Source organism: Burkholderiales bacterium, assembly GCA_035560005.1.
Taxonomy (GTDB): domain Bacteria; phylum Pseudomonadota; class Gammaproteobacteria; order Burkholderiales; family Eutrophovitaceae; genus DASRFY01.
On the sequence record DATMAN010000027.1, the window covers coordinates 21,357 to 37,983 of the forward strand.

A 16,627-nucleotide genomic window follows, 5' to 3' on the forward strand; every position below is an offset into this window, starting at 1 on the left:
TCGCCAAGGGAGGCGATCTAACCCGCGGTCCTGGCGACCGCGCGCCGCTGCCGCCGGTACTCGATCACACCGGGCATGATCGACACCAATACGATCCCGAGAATGATGGCGGTCAGATTGTCCTTGACGAAGGGAAGATTGCCGAAGTAGTAACCGGCGTAGGTCAGCGACACGACCCAGAGTATGCCACCGGCGATGTTAAACGCGAGGAAGCGGCGGTAATTCATTTGTCCCACTCCGGCCACGAAAGGCGCATAGGTCCGGATGATGGGAATGAAGCGCGCGAGAACGATAGTTTTGCCTCCATGGCGCTCGAAGTAGGCGTGAGTTTTCTCCAAATAGGCGCGCTTGAAGAAGCGGGAATCCTCGAAGTGGAAGACCCGCGGCCCGATGTAACGGCCGATCGCATAGTTGACCGAATCGCCCAGAATTCCGGCAAGCGTGAGCAGTACGGCCAGCCAATGGACGTTGAGTTGTCCTGCCGCCGCCAGGGTCCCGCCGACAAACAGCAGTGAATCGCCGGGCAGGAAGGGCGTGACGACCAGCCCGGTCTCGAGGAACACGATCGCGAACAGAATCGCGTAGACCCAAGTACCGTAGCTTTGGACGAGTTCCCGAAGATGCTGGTCCAGGTGCAGCAGCAAGTCGAGAAGGCCGGCCAGCAGATCCACCGCTAGACCGCCTTATACGACAGCCTCTTCCTTCTTCCTTTCCGGCCTGACCAGATCCTCGCGCGTCACGCCCAGCCACATGACGATGGGACTTGCCACCAGAACGGAAGAATAGATGCCGAACAGAATACCGATGGTAAGTGCCAACGCGAAGTAGAAGAGCGTGTCGCCTCCGAAAATCAGCATCGACGTCACCATGATCTGAGTGCTGCCGTGAGTGATGATCGTGCGCGACATCGTGCGCGTGATCGCATTGTTGATGATCTCGGGCGTGGAAGCCTTGCGCAATTTGCGGAAGTTTTCGCGAATGCGGTCGAATACCACGACAGACTCGTTGACGGAATACCCTAGCACCGCCAGGACCGCCGCCAGCACCGGCAGCGAGAACTCCCACTGGAACAGCGCAAAGAATCCCAGAATGATCACCACGTCGTGCAAGTTGGCGATGATCGCCGCGACGCCGAATTTCCACTCAAAGCGCAAAGCCAGATAGGCAACGATCCCGAGCGAAACGAGCAGCAGCGCCAGCGCGCCGTTTTCCACCAACTCACGCCCCACCTGCGACCCGACAAAGTCCACTCGACGCAGCTCCACGGTCGGGTCGTCCTCCCTGAGCGCCTTGATGACCGTTTCGGAAAGCTGAGCACCACTCACGTTGGGCTTCACCGGCAACCGGATCAGTGCGGTCTGCGAGCTACCAAAACTCTGCACCACCGCGTCGCCGAGGCCGGCACGCCCCAAGGTGTCCCGAATCTTTGCGATCTGTGCCTCATGTCCGTAGTTCACTTCCATGACCGTACCGCCGGTGAACTCGACGCCGAGGTGTAGTCCACGGGTGGCGAGGAAGAACACCGCGAGCAGGAAGGTAATCAACGAGATCACGTTGAAAACCAGCGCATGACGCATGAAGGGAATGTCGTTTCGGATCCGGAAGAACTCCATGATTCGCTGTCCTCTTCAGGCGATCTTTCTACACGGGTTGCTGGCGCTTGTGCCAGTCGGTGTTGCCGATCGGAAGCCGTTCGAGCTTGCGCCTGCTGCCGTACACATAGTTCACGATGCCCCGCGACACGAACACGGCGCTGAACATAGAAGTTAGGATCCCGAGGCAATGCACGACCGCAAATCCGCGGACCGGCCCGGTGCCGAACAGAAACAGGGCGATGCCCGCGATCAGCGTCGTGATATTCGAATCCAGGATCGTCGCCCAAGCCCTTTCGTAGCCCGCGGCGATGGCCGCCTGCGGCGTCGTTCCGTTTCGAAGCTCCTCGCGAATCCGCTCGTTGATCAGTACGTTGGCGTCGATCGCCATGCCCAGCGTCAGGGCGATGGCTGCGATTCCCGGCAGCGTCAGTGTCGCCTGAAGCAGCGACAGCAGCGCAACCAGCAACATCAGGTTGACGCCCAGAGCGATGACCGAGATGACGCCGAATACGCTGTAGTAGACGATGATGAAGATCGACAGTGCCGCGAAACCAATCCACGTGGAATGGAATCCGCGTCTGATGTTGTCTGCCCCCAAGCTGGGGCCGACCGTGCGCTCCTCGACGATTTCCATCGGCGCAGCAAGGGCGCCCGCGCGCAGGAGCAATGCGACGTCCCGCGCTTCGGTCGTTGTCATGCGACCGGAAATTTGCACACGCCCGCCACCGATTTCCTGGCGCACCACGGGAGCCGTGACGACCTCGCCCCTGCCTTTCTCGATCAAGACCATCGCGATGCGGCGCCCGACGTTCTCGCGCGTGGCCTGCTGAAACAGGGTCGCGCCGCGCCCATCGAGCGTCAGATGAACGGCGGGCTCCCCCGTCTGGCCGTCGAATCCGGGCTGCGCATCGGAAATCCGATCACCCGTCAGAATGACTTCCTTTTTGAGGAGGTAAGGAGTTCCTTCGCGGTCGTAGAGCAGGTCGGTGCCCAGAGGAATCTGCCCCCCGATTGCCGCCTGCAACGTTACCGGGTCCATCTTGTCCTCGTCCACCAGTCGCACTTCGAGGCTGGCGGTTCGACCCAAGATCTCTTTCGCCTTGGCGGTGTCTTGGACTCCGGGCAACTGAACGACCACCCGATCGGCGCCGGATTGCTGAACGATCGGCTCGGCCACACCCAACTCGTTGACTCGATTGCGCAAGGTAGTGATGTTCTGCTGCAGAGCGAATTCCTGGATGCGCTTCTGCACTTCCGGCTTGAGCGTGCCTACCAGTCTTGGTTCCGCGTCGGTTCCCTCTGCTCGCAGCGCCAGATCCGGTACTTCGCGTTCGAGCAGCGTCAGCGCTTGATCGCGCATTGCCACGTCGCGAAAGCGCACGACCACGCCCTGCCCTTCGCGCTGAATGCCCCCGTAGCGCACATCCTTGCTGCGCAGCACTTGGCGGACATCCTGAGCGTAGCGGTCCGCGGCCTTGGTCAGTGCACCCTGCATATCGACCTGCAGCAGAAAGTGCACGCCGCCCCGCAAATCGAGACCCAAGTACATTGGAAGCGCGTTGATGTTCGCCAGCCAGCGCGGCGAGTTGGAAAGCAGGTTGAGAGCGATGACATAAGCCTCGCCCAGTTCAGACTGCAGGACGTCCTTGGCCCTCAACTGAGTATCGGTGTTCGCGAAACGCAGCTTGACCCCGGTGGGATCGAAAAAAGAGGCCTCGGGGACGATATTCGACTTCCGCAACACCTCCTCAGCACGTCGCAGCAGAGATTCGTCGATCTTGGCGGTCGCCTTGGCTGCCGAGATCTGCACGGCCGGCGACTCCCCGAAGAAGTTCGGAAGCGCGTAGATCGCGCCGAGCACGAGCGCTGCGGAGATGACCAAATACTTCCAGAGCGGATAACGATTCATGAGAGGCTGGGGAACAAGCGGTTCGGCGGCGCAGCACCGCGCAGCGTTAAGCCGAGGAACTCGTGATGTTCTTGATCGTGCCTTTTGGCAAAAGCGATTGTATCGACGGTCGCTGAACGTGGATCTCGACGTTGGGCGCGATCTCGAGCGAAACGTACTGATCGCCGATTCGCGTGATCTTGCCGACAGTTCCTCCGGCCGTCACGACCTCGTCGCCCTTTTGCAACGCCTGAAGCATATTGCGATGTTCTTTCGCCCGCTTGGCCTGCGGCCGAATCAAGAGGAAGTACAACAGCACGAACATCAGGATCAACGGCAGCAGGCCAAACAGATCCATCCCGCCGCCCGATGCTGTCTGGGCATAGGCATTGCCGATCAACACTGGAACTCCTCCGTATCGCGGGCTCCGGCGCACCATAGGTCCCGCTTCGCACGCCGCGACCACGCTTGGATAAAAAGGGACTGCGCATCTTATCATGCGACCACTTCGGCCACTCCCACCTGCGCGGCCAGCTCCGCCAGCCTACCCTGCGAGATCGCCTCGCGCAGCGTCCGCATCAAGGACTCGTAGAAGTGCAGATTGTGCAAGGTGTTCAGGCGTGCGCCTAGGATTTCGTTGGTCCGCTGCAAATGATGCAGATAGGCCCTCGTAAAGTTCCTGCACGTATAGCAGGGGCACGACTCGTCGGGCGGTCGAACATCTTGGCGGTATTTTGCGTTTCGCAATTTGACGACCCCTTTTCCCGTGTAGAGCCATCCGTTCCTCGCATTGCGCGTTGGCAGGACGCAGTCGAACATGTCGACGCCCTCGACGACGGCCGCGACGATGTCGGCGGGCGTTCCTACACCCATCAGGTACCTGGGTTTGTCCTCCGGAAGCCGCGGAACGATGTGTCGCAGGATGCGCAGCATGTCCTGTTTCGGTTCGCCGACCGACAGTCCCCCGATTGCGTAGCCGTCGAACCCGATCCCGACCAGCCCGGCGAGCGACTCCTCTCGCAGGTCTTCGTACATGCCGCCTTGGACGATGCCGAACAGTGCATTCGGGTTGCCACGATGCGCCTGCCGACTGCGCAGCGCCCAGCGCAGGCTCAGCCGCATCGACTCCGCCGCCGTCACGTAGTCGGCTGGATAGGGCGTGCACTCGTCGAACACCATCGCGATGTCCGAGTTGAAATCCCGCTGGATTCGCATCGACTCCTCTGGCGAGAGGTGACAAGGACTTCCGTCGATCGGCGAACGGAAGATCACCCCCTCTTCGCTGATCGCACGCAATTCGCCGAGGCTGAAAACCTGGAACCCGCCAGAATCGGTCAGGATCGGCCTGCGCCATCCGCCGATGAACCCGTGCAAGCCGCCATGCGCCCGGATCACCTCGGTGCCTGGCCGCAGCCACAGATGAAACGTATTGCCGAGGATGATCTGCGAGCCGATGTCCTCCAGATCTCGTGGCGTCATCGCCTTCACCGCGCCATAGGTCCCGACCGGCATGAAAGCCGGTGTCTCGACGACGCCGTGAGCGAGATCGAGCCGCCCGAGGCGGGCGCGATCCTCTTTGGCCAGCAATGTGAACTTCACGCCCTCTGCGCTCCTCCAGCTCGCTCGATCAACATGGCGTCGCCGTAGCTGAAGAAGCGATAGCGCCGTTCAATGGCATGGCGATACGCGCGACGGATCGCATCGAGGCCGGCGAAGGCGGCCACCAAGATGTAGAGCGTGGAACGGGGAAGATGAAAGTTGGTCAGCAGGCAGTCGACCACCTCGAAACGGTAGCCGGGCCTGATGAACAGGCTGGTTTCGGCGTTGCCGGCGCGCAAGGTGCCGTTCGACCAGGCCGATTCGAGCGCGCGCAGGCTCGTCGTTCCAATCGCGAGCACCTTGTGCCCTCTGGAGCGGGCTTCGCTCACTGCCGCAGCAGTCTCTTCCGGTATCCGGTACCACTCGCTGTGCATGATATGCCGATCGATGACATTTACCCGGATCGGCTGGAAGGTTCCCGCTCCGACGTGTAGCGTGATCGTCGCGAGCCTTGCTCCGACCTCGCGCAGGCGGTCGAGCATCGCCTGGTCAAAATGCAGTCCTGCCGTTGGCGCAGCCACGGCACCGGGATGCACAGCGTAGACTGTCTGATAGCGCTCTTCATCGATCGTACTGGCTTCACGCTGGATATACGGCGGCAGCGGAACGCTGCCGATCCGCTCCAGGAGAGGGGCGATGTCTGTGTCGAACTCCAGTTCAAACAAGTCACCTTCCCTGCGCCGCACGACCGCCTCTGCGCCATCCTTGAACGCGATGCGCTGACCAGCTTTGGGCGGGTGACTCGCGCGTAGCATGACGAGCGCCCGCCGGTCCTCCAAGAGCCGTTCGACCAGCAGCTCCACCTTCCCTCCGGATGCCTTGGTCCCGAACAGGCGAGCCTTGATCACCCTTGTATCGTTGAATACGAGTACGTCGCCCGGTTGCACGAAGCGCGGCAGATCAGCGAATCGCCAGTCGCACAGCCCTCCGCTTGCTGCATCGAGGTGAAGGAGCCGGCTGGCACTGCGCTCCGGCGCCGGATAGTGCGCAATCAGGTCCAACGGCAGTTCAAAGTCGAACTCGTCGATATGCATCGCTCGAATTATATTGGCTGCAGGCAGCGATTCCTTGCTGCTCGACTGCGATTTCCGCGATAATCCACAGCCACCGCAGGATTGACTTGGCCGGGTAGGTGGTGGTTAGACAATGAATCCTCCAGCACTCGTTCCGGCATGGACGGGGCTTTGCCGCAGGTGGACTGCACGGCCGGAGCGGTTTGCTGAACTTTCTGATCGACGCCGGGATGGCGGAACTGGTAGACGCAGCGGACTCAAAATCCGCCGGTGGCAACACCATGTGGGTTCGATTCCCTCTCCCGGCACCAACCCGTGACAGGGCGCTCTCCAGCCACGGGCAGACGACTTGGCAGGCCCGTCTCCACGCACTCTTTTCAGACCTCGAAAACTACCCGTGAAATGAATCGGGCGGATATCGACGAAGCGGCAGCGATCCTCTGGACCACCTGGGACCGGGAGCAGCGCCTCGAGGCCTTGCCACCGCAGTGCAGGCCGGTTGAGCGCGCAGACGGCTATGCGATTCAGGCCGCCGTGGCGCGAAAGAGTGGTTCTCAGCTCTTCGGCTGGAAGATCGCCGCTACTAGCCGTGCGGGACAGCGGCACATCGGCGTGGATGGTCCGCTGGCCGGACGGCTGCTCTCCCAACGGGTGGTCACGTCGGGTGCGACGGTATCCCTTGCCAACAACCAGATGCGCGTGGCCGAGGCCGAATTTGCGTTCCGGATGGGCAAGGCCCTGGCTGTGCGCCAGACCCCGTACAGCATCGAAGAAGTCATGGCTGCGGTGGAAACGCTGCACACCGCAATCGAGATTCCCGACTCGCGTTTTCGCGACTTCACCAAGGTCGGGGCAGCGCAGCTCATCGCTGATAACGCCTGCGCGTGCTGGTTCGTCATCGGCCCGGAGGCGCCATCCCGGTGGCGCCAGATCGACCTGGCCGAACATGCCGTCACCGTTCAACGCAACGGCCAGCGAGTGGTAGATGGAAAGGGACACAATGTGCTCGGCGACCCGCGCGTGGCGCTCGTCTGGATTGCGAACGAGTTGAGCGCCTATGGTGAGCAACTCAACGCTGGCGACGTGATCACGACCGGAACCTGCGTGACGCCCGTGCAGATCTTTTCGGAGGACCGCGTGCTGGCCGATTTCGGCGTTCTGGGACAGGTCGAGGCGCGCCTGAACTGACACCTGCGGATGCCGGGCGCGTGGCGCCAAAGTTCTGACCGTGCGATAGTGTACGCAGGCCATGCAGCTGTATTACCCACGTTCGTTTCTCAAACTGATCCTGACCGGGTTCGCGCTCGCGGTCCTGCCACTCGTTCTCGCCCTTCTGTACAACGCCTATACCATCAGCCGGCTCGCCGACCACAGCCAGCGGGTGCTGTACCAGGCAGTGCAGGCCACGCAAACCAGTCGGGCGTTGATCGAACACGCCACAGCGATGGAGCGCAGCGTGCGCCAGTTCGCCATCGTCGGGGAGCCCGCAGTCCTGCAGGGCTATTCGCTGGCGCACGAACGCTTTCTGCAGACGGCCAAGCGTCTCGGCGGTTTCCCGCTCGAACAGTCGCAGCAGGAAGCGCTGGCGCGCTTGATCCGGACCGAAGGCGACCTTCATGCGCAGGTCTTGCAGACGGCGTCGGATCCGGAGGCGGCCGCGCGCTTGACTGCGGGCTTTTCGGCGCTTTCGCAGGCGGCGCGCGACCTCGACGATCAGGGCAATGTGCTGGTGGATCGGGAAGTGGAAACGGTCCAGCGAATGGCTGGCGAGACCCAGAAATTCGTATTCTGGCAGTTACTCGGGCTCGCGCCGGTGGCTGTCTTTCTGATCGTCGGCGCGACCCTGCTCATCCGGCGCCCGATATCCCAGATCGAGACGGCCATCCGGCGACTCGGGGAAGGAGGATTCGACTCGAAGATCAGCGTAAAGGGACCGGCCGACCTGGAGTCTCTGGGCCGTCAGCTCGACTGGCTGCGTCTGCGGCTGCTCGACCTGGAGGAGCAGAAATCACGCTTCCTTCGACATGTGTCGCACGAACTGAAGACGCCGCTGACCGCCCTGCGGGAGGGTGTGGAGCTGCTGGCCGACGAGGTGACGGGAAAGATGACGCCCGGTCAGGTCGAAATCGCGAGGATCTTGAGACAGAACACCCTGCGCCTGCAGCGCCTGATCGAAGACTTGCTAAACTATCACAGCGCCCAATTTCACACCGCTGCGCTCACCCTCACGCGGTTTAATCTGCGGGTTCTCGTTTCCCGGGTTGCCCAGCATCACTCTCTCGCCATGCGCGCCAAGAATCTCAGCCTGAACCTCTCCGCGTCGGACCTCGAGGTGGAAGGGGACGAGAAGAAGATCGAGGCTATTGTGGACAATCTGCTGTCCAATGCAATCAAGTTCTCGCCCGTCGGCGGCACCATCCGGTTCCAGTTGCGTCGCAGAGGGGCGGACGTCGTGGTAGACGTGATGGATGACGGTCCGGGAATCGCTCCGGCCGACAGGGTGCGCGTCTTCGAACCCTTCTATCAGGGCACTGCCCAGTATACGGGAGCTGTCAAAGGCACCGGTCTGGGACTGGCTATCGTCCGAGAGTACGCTCTGGCGCATCATGGGACTGTCGAGGTCATCGATGACGGAAATCCCGGAGCTCATCTGCGCGTGGTCCTGCCGAGCCGGCAGCTGGAGGCCGCGGCTTGAGGTGCCTGATCGCGCCCGCGATGTGTGCGGCGCTGTTCGCCGCCTGCGCCGTCACGCAACCGACGCGCGACCCTGCGCCGCTGCTGCCCCCACCCCAAGTCAAAGCCAGCGATGCCGACCGGCTGCTCAAGTACTATCACCGGGTGTTGTCCTTGAAAGGCGGTGAACTCGCGCGCGAATACGAAAGGGCTCGCCAGGCCTTCGAGCGGGAAGGCTCGGACGTGAATCGTATCCAACTCGCGATGCTGCTTTCTCTGCCAAGCGCGGGTTTTCGGGACGATTCCGCGGCTATCGGCCTGCTGCAACCCGTGCTGAAGGAGCAGCGCGGCGAGGAATCGTCGCTTCGGCCGCTTGCGTTGCTCATGCAGAGCTACATTCTGGAAGTTCGACGCGCCGAAGATGCCTTGCAGACACAGACCTCGAAGCTGCGTGACGAGCAGCGGCGCGGCGAAGCCTTGCAGCAGAAGCTGGAAGCGCTCTTGGAGATGGAAATGAAGATGATCGAGCGGGAGCAATCCGCCCAACCGAAACCCAGATGAACGGCAAAGGCAAGGTACTGATCGTCGACGACGACCCGGATCTGTTGCGGCTGTTGACGTTTCGCCTGGAAGGCGCCGGATATGTCGTGGAGAGCGCGGACAGCGCCGAGCGGGCGCTGGCGCGTCTCGCTGTCTCAGTGCCCCAGGTCGTGATCACCGATCTGCGGATGAGCGGAATGGATGGCATGGCGTTGTTCGAGAACATCCGCAGGAGTCATCCGGCATTGCCGGTCATCATTCTAACCGCTCACGGCACCATCCCGGATGCGGTCGCCGCCACGCAACGTGGTGTCTTCGGCTACCTCACCAAGCCCTTCGATGGCAAAGAGCTGCTGGCTCAGGTGGAGCGGGCGATGAGCGTGAGCGGAGCCCCGGCCCCAAAGGGCGCGGCCGAGACGCAGTGGCGGGCCGGCATCATTACCCGCAGCCCAGTCATGGAAAGCATCCTGAGCAAGGCGAGACTGGTCGCGAACGGCGACGCGAGCGTGCTCATTCGCGGCGAAAGCGGCACTGGAAAAGAGATGCTTGCCCGAGCCATTCATCGCGCAAGCGCCCGATCGGAGAAGATGTTCGTTGCCGTCAACTGCGCCGCCATTCCCGAGCAACTCCTGGAATCCGAACTGTTCGGCCACATGAAGGGTTCATTCACCGGAGCCGCGCGAGACTACAAGGGCTTGTTTCAGGCCGCGGACGGAGGGACTGTGTTTCTTGACGAGATCGGCGACATGCCCATTCCGCTGCAAGTAAAGCTGCTCCGCGTGCTTCAGGAACGCGAGATCCGGCCTATCGGATCAACCCAGACGATTCCGGTCAATGTGCGCATCATCTCCGCTACGCACCGCAACCTGGAAGACGAGATTGCCGCCGGGCGTTTTCGCGAAGATCTCTACTACCGGCTCAATGTGGTCTCCTTCGTCTTGCCTTCGCTCGCTGAGCGTCGAGAGGACATTCCGGCGCTCGCTGCTCATTTCCTTTCGCTGCTTTCAGCCAAGTACAACAAGCCGCTCAACGGCTTTTCCGCAGAAGCGATGGAGGCCCTGGTCAAGGCATCATGGCCGGGAAACATCCGTGAGCTCTACAACGTGGTTGAGCAGGCAGTGGCGCTCGCGACGACCCCGATCATTCCGCCCACCTTGATTGAGCACGCATTGACGGGTCGAACTGCGGAGTTGAGTTCCTTCGAGGCCGCTCGCAGCGAATTCGAAAGGGAGTACCTCGCCAAGCTGCTCAAGATCACCGGAGGCAACGTAACGCAAGCAGCCCGGCTGGCCAAGCGAAACCGAACCGAGTTCTACAAGCTGCTGCAAAGGCATCGGCTGGACCCGAAGATGTTCAAGGCGCTTTAGGGTGGACCGGAGCTTACGGGTCGCTGGACAGCGACACAAAAATCCGTCCATAAAACATACAGTTAAGTCGTACTCCACAGCTCGTGTCGCCAACCGGAGACAAGCGCATATTAGGTTCCTGTCGAGCTTGTGCTAAGAGGTCAATGATTTATCGAGGAATGCTCTGCTGGCATACGGGCTGCTTGCTGCTCTGCCTTGGAACCGAGACTCACGCAGCCGCAGAATGGCCCGAAAAAACAACCTCTTCTATGCCCTGGCAACCAGCGCGGTGTTCTCGGTCGCGACCTTTGGCGTGGTCGGCATCGCCGCAATTACAGGCCACCTTCGGGTCGGAGATGCCGAAGTGGATCGCTTGTTTGTAGCCGATCCTCGTCCGCTGAGCCACGCGTATGTGGCCATTCCGCTTGAGCGCCAAGCCCGCCCGCTGCATGTCGGTCTGACTCGTCAGCCCGACGAGGCATCGCCAGCGGCAAGCCGAGCATTTGCCTTGCGGCTTGGCGAGCGCATTGCCGAGCCGACCTGCGCGATATGCGGGGTGGTCAACTCGATCGAACGGGGTAGCGTCAGCCGTTCACGGTCGGCACAGGGGCGCGATATCGACGGCTTCGTGATCACGGTAAAAATGCAGGACGGAACTGTCAGGAAGATCCACGAACTGGAGCGCCCGAGGTATTCCGTCGGTCAGCGGGTCCGCTTTGTGAACGGCTCGATTGTTACTCTGGGATAGACAGGACGTGAACGCATTGCGCGTCTTCGGCAGACGATGGCTCGCGGGACTGGTCGCGCTATCCATGGCCTGCGGTGCGGCGGCGCCTCTTTCATCGGCCGAACTCATCGGCACGGATCAGGTCGCAGCGGCGATGCGCGAAGGCAATGCGCTGCCGCGCGCGCGTATCTCAGCCCTGCTGGAACGACCGGAAGTCCAGGCGGAACTGATCAGGCGTGGTGTGTCCGTCGACGAAGCCCGCAAGCGCGTAGCAGCGCTCACCGACGAGGAAGTCGATCAGTTGGCAGGTGGTGGCATCGAATCTCTGCCGGCCGGTGCTTCAGACGTTTTGGGAGCGATACTGGTGGTCTTCGTCGTCTTGCTGATCACAGACATCTTGGGATTTACTAAAGTATTCAGCTTCACCCGCCCGATGAAATAGTCTCTTGATGCACGGTTGCGTGTTGGGCGTCCGATTTCCTCCCTTATCGGGCGCCCTTTTTTTTCTTTTGGTTGCCTGCTCTGCATCCCCGACCCGGGTGGTGTTGGGGGACCTATCCGCGTCAGACATCCCTCCGCGCATGGAACTGTCCGAGACACCGTTTTTTGCCCAGACCGCTCATCAATGCGGGCCCGCCGCCTTGGCAACGGTGCTGGCCGCTTCCGGTCAACCAGTGAATCCGGACCTGCTCGCGCGGCAGGTCTATCTGCCCCAGCGCAGAGGCAGTCTGCAACTGGAGATGCTCGCCGCGACACGCCGTCACGGTCGCCTTGGCGTGCCTATCGATCCCGAACTCCCCGCGCTTCTGAAAACCATCGCTGCCGGTCATCCGGTCCTTGTGCTGCAGAATCTGTCGCTGCCCTGGCTTCCGCGTTGGCACTACGCAGTGGTCATCGGCTATGACTTGGATTCGGGCGAGTTGATACTTCGCTCCGGCGGCAATCCCCGTCTGGTGGTGTCGTTGCTCGCTTTCGAACGAACCTGGGTTCGATCAGGGCGCTGGGCTATGGTGGCCTTGAGCCCAGGAGCTCTCCCCCCGACTGTGAACGAGAAGGAGTATCTCACCGCCGCACTGGCTTTCGAGAAACTGGGTAAGCCAAGCGCCGCGCTGCAGGCTTACGACGCAGCAGTGCGCCGCTGGCCCGCCAGCGTCGCGTTCTGGATGGGTTTAGGGAACGCCGCCTACAACCTGCACGATTGGTCGCGCGCCGAACAGGCCTACCGCCGGGCTGCGGCAGCACCCGGTGACCCGGTTCCCGCACTCAACAATCTCGCCCTGGCCCTTGCGGCACAAGGGCGTCGGCGCGAGGCGATCGAGGCTGCCGAGCAGGCCGTAGCCGCTGGCGGCTTTTTCTCGGCGACGGCGCGGGCAACTCTGGCTGAGTTGCGAGCGTCGGCTGGCACCGAAGAATGAAGCGCGCCACGGTGCTGCTCGGCGTCGCGCTTACGCTGGGTGCTTGCTCCACGGGGAAGGAAGCCAACAAGGTAAACCTTGAGGGGTACCCGCCTGCGTTTCGCGCGGGTTACATCGACGGCTGCAACAGTGCCCGCCGTCTTGCTGGAACCGTTCGCGACGAGCACCGATTCAGGACAGACCCGATGTACGCTACCGGATGGCGCGACGGGCTTGACATCTGTAGGGCAGAGAAGAAAAGGTAGTGCGCCGATGGCAAGTCGCGCTTACCGCCTTCTTGTCTTCGACGATCAGCGGCTGAAGGCGGCCCCGCAGCCGGACCCTGCTGCACCCGTGAACAATCTCTTAGAATAGCGCGCATTCGCCGGTCCGCCCGCACCCGTCCCGCGCCAGAGGAAGAACCAGATGAACGCGCCAATGACTCGCCCCGAGTTCCGCTGGGATGACCCGCTGCTCTTCGATGAGCAGCTCACGGAGGAAGAGCGCATGGTGCGAGACTCGGCGCGCGCCTATTGCCAGGAAAAGCTCATGCCCCGCGTGCTCGAGGCGCATCGCCACGAGCGATTTGACCGGGAGGTATTCCGCGAGATGGGGGCACTGGGGTTTCTTGGGTGCACCCTGGAAGGCTACGGTTGCGCAGGCGTGAACCATGTCTGCTACGGGCTCATCGCCCGTGAGATCGAGCGGGTGGATTCCGGTTATCGCTCCATGATGAGCGTTCAATCGAGCCTGACCATGTATCCGATTTATGCCTACGGCACGGAGTCGCAACGCCGTAAGTATCTGCCCGGCCTTGCCAAGGGCGATCTGCTGGGTGCTTTCGGTCTGACCGAACCGGATTACGGATCCGACGCCGGTAGCATGATTTCGCGGGCGAGAAAGGTCGATGGCGGGTACGTGCTGAGAGGCGCGAAGATGTGGATCACCAACGCCCCGGTCGCCGACGTGTTCGTCGTGTGGGCCAAGGACGACGCCGGCATTATTCGCGGCTTCATCCTAGAACGGGGAATGAAGGGCCTGTCCACGCCGAAGATCGAGGGCAAGTTCAGCCTGCGCATCTCCATTACCGGTGAAGTGGTCATGGAAGACGTGTTCGTTCCGGGCGAGAACCTTCTTCCCAACGTGGAAGGGCTTAAAGGCCCCTTCGGTTGCCTGAACAAGGCGCGCTACGGAATTGCCTGGGGGGCCCTCGGAGCGGCCGAATTCTGCTGGCACGCCGCCCGCGAGTACACACTGAACCGCAAGCAGTTCGGTCGCCCTCTGGCGGCGAATCAGCTCGTGCAGAAGAAGCTGGCCGACATGCAGACCGAGATCACCCTCGGATTGCAGACAGTATTACGCGTCGGCCGCCTGATGGATCAAGGTCGTGCGGCTCCCGAAATGATCTCGCTGGTCAAGCGCAACTCGTGCGGAAAGGCCCTGGAGATTGCGCGCCTGGCGCGCGACATGCACGGCGGAAACGGCATCGCGGACGAATACCACGTCATCCGCCATGTCATGAATCTCGAAGCGGTCAACACCTACGAAGGCACGCACGACATCCATGCCTTGATTCTCGGCAGGGCTCAAACCGGCATCCAGGCATTCACAGCGTGAGGTCAAGCGCCGCCGTTGTAGCCTGAAGCAAGGGCGGGCGCGCGGTTTGACTTCCCGCACGTGCCTTGGCGAAAGCGGGCGTTTGCGCTCGGCGATGGGTTCAACCACGCGAGCACGAGCGGCGCGCTGACTACACGCAGCGGCCGCCGTCGACTTCGAGGCAGGCGCCGGTGATGAACTCCGCTTCGTCCGAGGCGAGATACAGGCAGGCATTGGCCACGTCGAGGGGCGTGCTCAAGCGTCCGAGGGGAATCGTGGCAATGAACTTGGCACGCAGTTCCGGGGTATCCGCTCCCATGAACTGCGCAAGCAGCGGCGTGTCGCCTGCCACCGGATTGACCACGTTCACCCTGATCTTGTCCGGCGCGAGCTCGACCGCCATCGCGCGGCTGGCGATGATGGCCGCACCCTTGCTTGCGTTGTACCACACGAGCCCCGGGCGCGGTCGCACTCCCGCCGTCGAGGCAATCGTGATAAAAACCCCGCCGCCACGTCGGCGAAACACAGGCACCACGTGTCTCGCGCTCATGTACAGGCTCTTGACGTTGACGGCGAACACTCGATCGAACTGCTCTTCAGTCACGTCGGTCAGCGGCTGATTGCGGTGTGTCGTGCCGGCGTTGTTAACCACGATGTCAAGGGCAGCGAAGGTATCCAGAGTACCCTGGACGAGCCGCTCCCAATCGCTGCTCTTCGAGACGTCACCCTGGATGAACTTCGCGCTTGCGCCGGCGGCATTGATTTCGCCGACCACGCGCTCGCCGCCTTCGGGACGCAAATCGTTCACGACCACGCGGCATCCTTCCCGTGCAAAGCGCCTTGCGATACCTTCCCCAAAACCCGAACCGCCGCCGGTGACAATAGCGGTCTTACCTTGAAGTCTCATCCCGCCGACCTCCCTGCATGCGAACTCGATCAAAAAAACTGGGAGCCCCTCGGGCTCCCAGTCAGAACTCCTGCGCCCTGCGCGTCAGGCGCGCGCCGGCACGCACACCTGCTGATTGCCGTCGGCCGACACTTCCTTTGCTTCCTTCGATCCGACGGCGGACAGCTCCACGCCGTGACGAACCGCGGTCATTTCCGCCAGTATCGACACGGCAATCTCAGGCGGGGTCTTGCTGCCTATCCGCAGTCCCACCGGCCCGTACAGGCGCGAAAGCTCCGCCTGCGAAAGGTCGAACATCGCCAGACGCTCACGGCGCTTCTTGGTGTTGAGCCGCGAGCCGAGCGCGCCCACATAGAACGCGGGCGACTTCAACGCCTCGATCAGCGCCAAGTCGTCCAACTTCGGGTCGTGCGTCACCGCCACGACCGCGCTGCGCGAGTCCAAGTTCATGGCCACGACCACGTCGTCGGGCATACCGCGGTCGAGCGCCACCCCTTGCACGTCCCAGGTGCTGGCATATTCTTCGCGCGGATCGCACACAGTTACCTGATAGTCGAGCGCCTGAGCCATCTGCGCGAGATACTTGGACAGTTGTCCGGCCCCGATAACGAGCAGTCGCCAGCGAGGTCCATGCACTGTCCGCAGGACCTTCCCATCGAAGCTCAGCTCGTCGCTGCGCGAGGCCGGTGCCAACGTGACCGCGCCAGTATCGAGATCGAGCGTGCGCGCCACCAACTGATGCTGTTCGACGCGCGTCAGCAGTTCTCCGTGCGTTGCCTTGTCGACTATCGGCTCGAGAACGAGTTGCAGGCGTCCGCCGCACGGCAAGCCGAAGCGCAGCGCGTCTTCCTTGGTGATCCCATAAACGGCCGTCTCGGGTCTTCCCGCGGCGAGCGACTTGTTGCGGATCCGCGCGATCAAATCATCCTCGACGCAGCCACCGGAGACCGAGCCTGCGACAAGCCCGTCGTCGCGCACCGCGAGCATGGAACCCGGCGGTCGGGGTGAAGACCCCCAAGTTTCGACTATTGTTGCCAACACTACGCGATGCCCGCTACCGAGCCAGTCGACGCTGCTTTTGAGAACCTGAAGATCGACGCTGTCCATGGACGGGGATCGTTCTATCCGCACAGGAATAGCGATTTTAGAACGTGTATGCGGTGAAGGCTACCGAAAAGAAAGCGGGCTGGAGCTATCGACACGCCGGTCATGCCGAGCCGTTTCTAGCAACGGGCCCTGCGAAGCGGCGTCGAGCCGCTCAAGACCTTTGCCCGCAAGGGCATGCCCTATCTGCGCGGCTTCCTGGCGCGCTGCCGTTGGCCGCTGGCTACCAACCTCGTGGAAGGCAG

At 62.0% G+C, this 16,627-nt stretch carries 16 protein-coding genes and 1 tRNA gene; 9 read left to right on the forward strand and 8 right to left on the reverse strand.

Annotation, left to right across the window (positions count from 1 at the left end):
* Nucleotides 1-17: 17 nt before the first annotated feature.
* The 6 genes from VNM24_02805 to queA are packed head-to-tail and all read right to left on the reverse strand — an operon-like array spanning nucleotide 18 to nucleotide 6,116.
* Entirely contained in the window at nucleotides 18-671 is a 654-nt protein-coding gene (locus VNM24_02805) for a DedA family protein (GenBank protein HWQ37528.1), read from the reverse strand.
* 12 nt (nucleotides 672-683) lie between these two features.
* Nucleotides 684-1,613, reverse strand: a complete 930-nt coding sequence (gene secF / locus VNM24_02810) for a protein translocase subunit SecF (protein ID HWQ37529.1) — start codon at nucleotides 1,611-1,613, stop codon at nucleotides 684-686.
* Nucleotides 1,614-1,641: 28 nt separating this feature from the next.
* Nucleotides 1,642-3,504, reverse strand: coding sequence for a protein translocase subunit SecD (gene secD, locus VNM24_02815; protein ID HWQ37530.1), 1,863 nt, complete (start codon nucleotides 3,502-3,504; stop codon nucleotides 1,642-1,644).
* A 46-nt stretch (nucleotides 3,505-3,550) separates the two neighbouring features.
* Complete coding sequence (yajC, locus tag VNM24_02820) at nucleotides 3,551-3,922, reverse strand: preprotein translocase subunit YajC (GenBank protein ID HWQ37531.1); 372 nt, start codon at nucleotides 3,920-3,922, stop codon at nucleotides 3,551-3,553.
* A gap of 56 nt (nucleotides 3,923-3,978) precedes the next feature.
* A complete protein-coding gene (gene tgt / locus VNM24_02825; protein HWQ37532.1) occupies nucleotides 3,979-5,082 on the reverse strand; it encodes a tRNA guanosine(34) transglycosylase Tgt in 1,104 nt (367 codons plus the stop codon).
* Complete coding sequence (queA, locus tag VNM24_02830) at nucleotides 5,079-6,116, reverse strand: tRNA preQ1(34) S-adenosylmethionine ribosyltransferase-isomerase QueA (protein HWQ37533.1); 1,038 nt, start codon at nucleotides 6,114-6,116, stop codon at nucleotides 5,079-5,081. Before queA ends, tgt begins: the two co-directional genes overlap by 4 nt.
* Before the next feature lie 203 nt (nucleotides 6,117-6,319).
* Here queA and VNM24_02835 point away from each other — a divergent pair.
* From VNM24_02835 to VNM24_02875, 9 genes are all read left to right on the forward strand, one after another.
* A tRNA-Leu gene (locus VNM24_02835) sits at nucleotides 6,320-6,406 on the forward strand.
* A 91-nt stretch (nucleotides 6,407-6,497) separates the two neighbouring features.
* Nucleotides 6,498-7,283 (forward strand): fumarylacetoacetate hydrolase family protein, encoded by a 786-nt coding sequence (locus VNM24_02840; GenBank protein HWQ37534.1) that lies wholly within the window; start codon nucleotides 6,498-6,500, stop codon nucleotides 7,281-7,283.
* Nucleotides 7,284-7,344: 61 nt separating this feature from the next.
* Nucleotides 7,345-8,790: an ATP-binding protein gene (locus tag VNM24_02845; protein HWQ37535.1), complete on the forward strand. Its 1,446-nt coding sequence runs from the start codon at nucleotides 7,345-7,347 to the stop codon at nucleotides 8,788-8,790.
* The gene (locus VNM24_02850; protein HWQ37536.1) at nucleotides 8,787-9,329 is read left to right on the forward strand and encodes a hypothetical protein; all 543 of its coding nucleotides are present in this window, start codon (nucleotides 8,787-8,789) and stop codon (nucleotides 9,327-9,329) included. The genes VNM24_02845 and VNM24_02850 overlap by 4 nt, the downstream gene beginning before the upstream one ends.
* A complete protein-coding gene (locus VNM24_02855; GenBank protein HWQ37537.1) occupies nucleotides 9,326-10,675 on the forward strand; it encodes a sigma 54-interacting transcriptional regulator in 1,350 nt (449 codons plus the stop codon). Before VNM24_02850 ends, VNM24_02855 begins: the two co-directional genes overlap by 4 nt.
* A gap of 223 nt (nucleotides 10,676-10,898) precedes the next feature.
* Nucleotides 10,899-11,402 carry a hypothetical protein gene (locus VNM24_02860; protein ID HWQ37538.1) on the forward strand — a complete coding sequence of 168 codons (504 nt, stop codon included), beginning with the start codon at nucleotides 10,899-10,901 and terminating at the stop codon, nucleotides 11,400-11,402.
* A 7-nt stretch (nucleotides 11,403-11,409) separates the two neighbouring features.
* A complete protein-coding gene (locus VNM24_02865; protein HWQ37539.1) occupies nucleotides 11,410-11,823 on the forward strand; it encodes a PA2779 family protein in 414 nt (137 codons plus the stop codon).
* 139 nt (nucleotides 11,824-11,962) lie between these two features.
* Entirely contained in the window at nucleotides 11,963-12,796 is an 834-nt protein-coding gene (locus VNM24_02870; protein HWQ37540.1) for a PA2778 family cysteine peptidase, read from the forward strand.
* 417 nt (nucleotides 12,797-13,213) lie between these two features.
* The gene (locus tag VNM24_02875) at nucleotides 13,214-14,392 is read left to right on the forward strand and encodes an acyl-CoA dehydrogenase (protein HWQ37541.1); all 1,179 of its coding nucleotides are present in this window, start codon (nucleotides 13,214-13,216) and stop codon (nucleotides 14,390-14,392) included.
* A 130-nt stretch (nucleotides 14,393-14,522) separates the two neighbouring features.
* Here VNM24_02875 and VNM24_02880 read toward each other — a convergent pair whose 3' ends face one another.
* On the reverse strand, nucleotides 14,523-15,278 hold the full coding sequence (locus VNM24_02880) for a glucose 1-dehydrogenase (protein HWQ37542.1): 756 nt from the start codon (nucleotides 15,276-15,278) through the stop codon (nucleotides 14,523-14,525).
* A gap of 84 nt (nucleotides 15,279-15,362) precedes the next feature.
* Nucleotides 15,363-16,385 (reverse strand): XdhC family protein, encoded by a 1,023-nt coding sequence (locus VNM24_02885; protein ID HWQ37543.1) that lies wholly within the window; start codon nucleotides 16,383-16,385, stop codon nucleotides 15,363-15,365.
* Between the last annotated feature and the right edge of the window lie 242 nt (nucleotides 16,386-16,627).

What these genes read in the sequence shown, in the direction of transcription:
- secF (HWQ37529.1), bottom strand. Translation starts at nt 1,613, where the DNA reads ATGGAGTTCTTCCGGATCCGAAACGACATTCCCTTCATGCGTCATGCG.
- secD (HWQ37530.1), bottom strand. Translation starts at nt 3,504, where the DNA reads ATGAATCGTTATCCGCTCTGGAAGTATTTGGTCATCTCCGCAGCGCTC.
- yajC (HWQ37531.1), bottom strand. Translation starts at nt 3,922, where the DNA reads ATGGTGCGCCGGAGCCCGCGATACGGAGGAGTTCCAGTGTTGATCGGC.
- queA (HWQ37533.1), bottom strand. Translation starts at nt 6,116, where the DNA reads ATGCATATCGACGAGTTCGACTTTGAACTGCCGTTGGACCTGATTGCG.
- VNM24_02840 (HWQ37534.1), top strand. Translation starts at nt 6,498, where the DNA reads ATGAATCGGGCGGATATCGACGAAGCGGCAGCGATCCTCTGGACCACC.
- VNM24_02845 (HWQ37535.1), top strand. Translation starts at nt 7,345, where the DNA reads ATGCAGCTGTATTACCCACGTTCGTTTCTCAAACTGATCCTGACCGGG.
- VNM24_02855 (HWQ37537.1), top strand. Translation starts at nt 9,326, where the DNA reads ATGAACGGCAAAGGCAAGGTACTGATCGTCGACGACGACCCGGATCTG.
- VNM24_02860 (HWQ37538.1), top strand. Translation starts at nt 10,899, where the DNA reads ATGGCCCGAAAAAACAACCTCTTCTATGCCCTGGCAACCAGCGCGGTG.
- VNM24_02870 (HWQ37540.1), top strand. Translation starts at nt 11,963, where the DNA reads ATGGAACTGTCCGAGACACCGTTTTTTGCCCAGACCGCTCATCAATGC.
- VNM24_02875 (HWQ37541.1), top strand. Translation starts at nt 13,214, where the DNA reads ATGACTCGCCCCGAGTTCCGCTGGGATGACCCGCTGCTCTTCGATGAG.
- VNM24_02880 (HWQ37542.1), bottom strand. Translation starts at nt 15,278, where the DNA reads ATGAGACTTCAAGGTAAGACCGCTATTGTCACCGGCGGCGGTTCGGGT.
- VNM24_02885 (HWQ37543.1), bottom strand. Translation starts at nt 16,385, where the DNA reads ATGGACAGCGTCGATCTTCAGGTTCTCAAAAGCAGCGTCGACTGGCTC.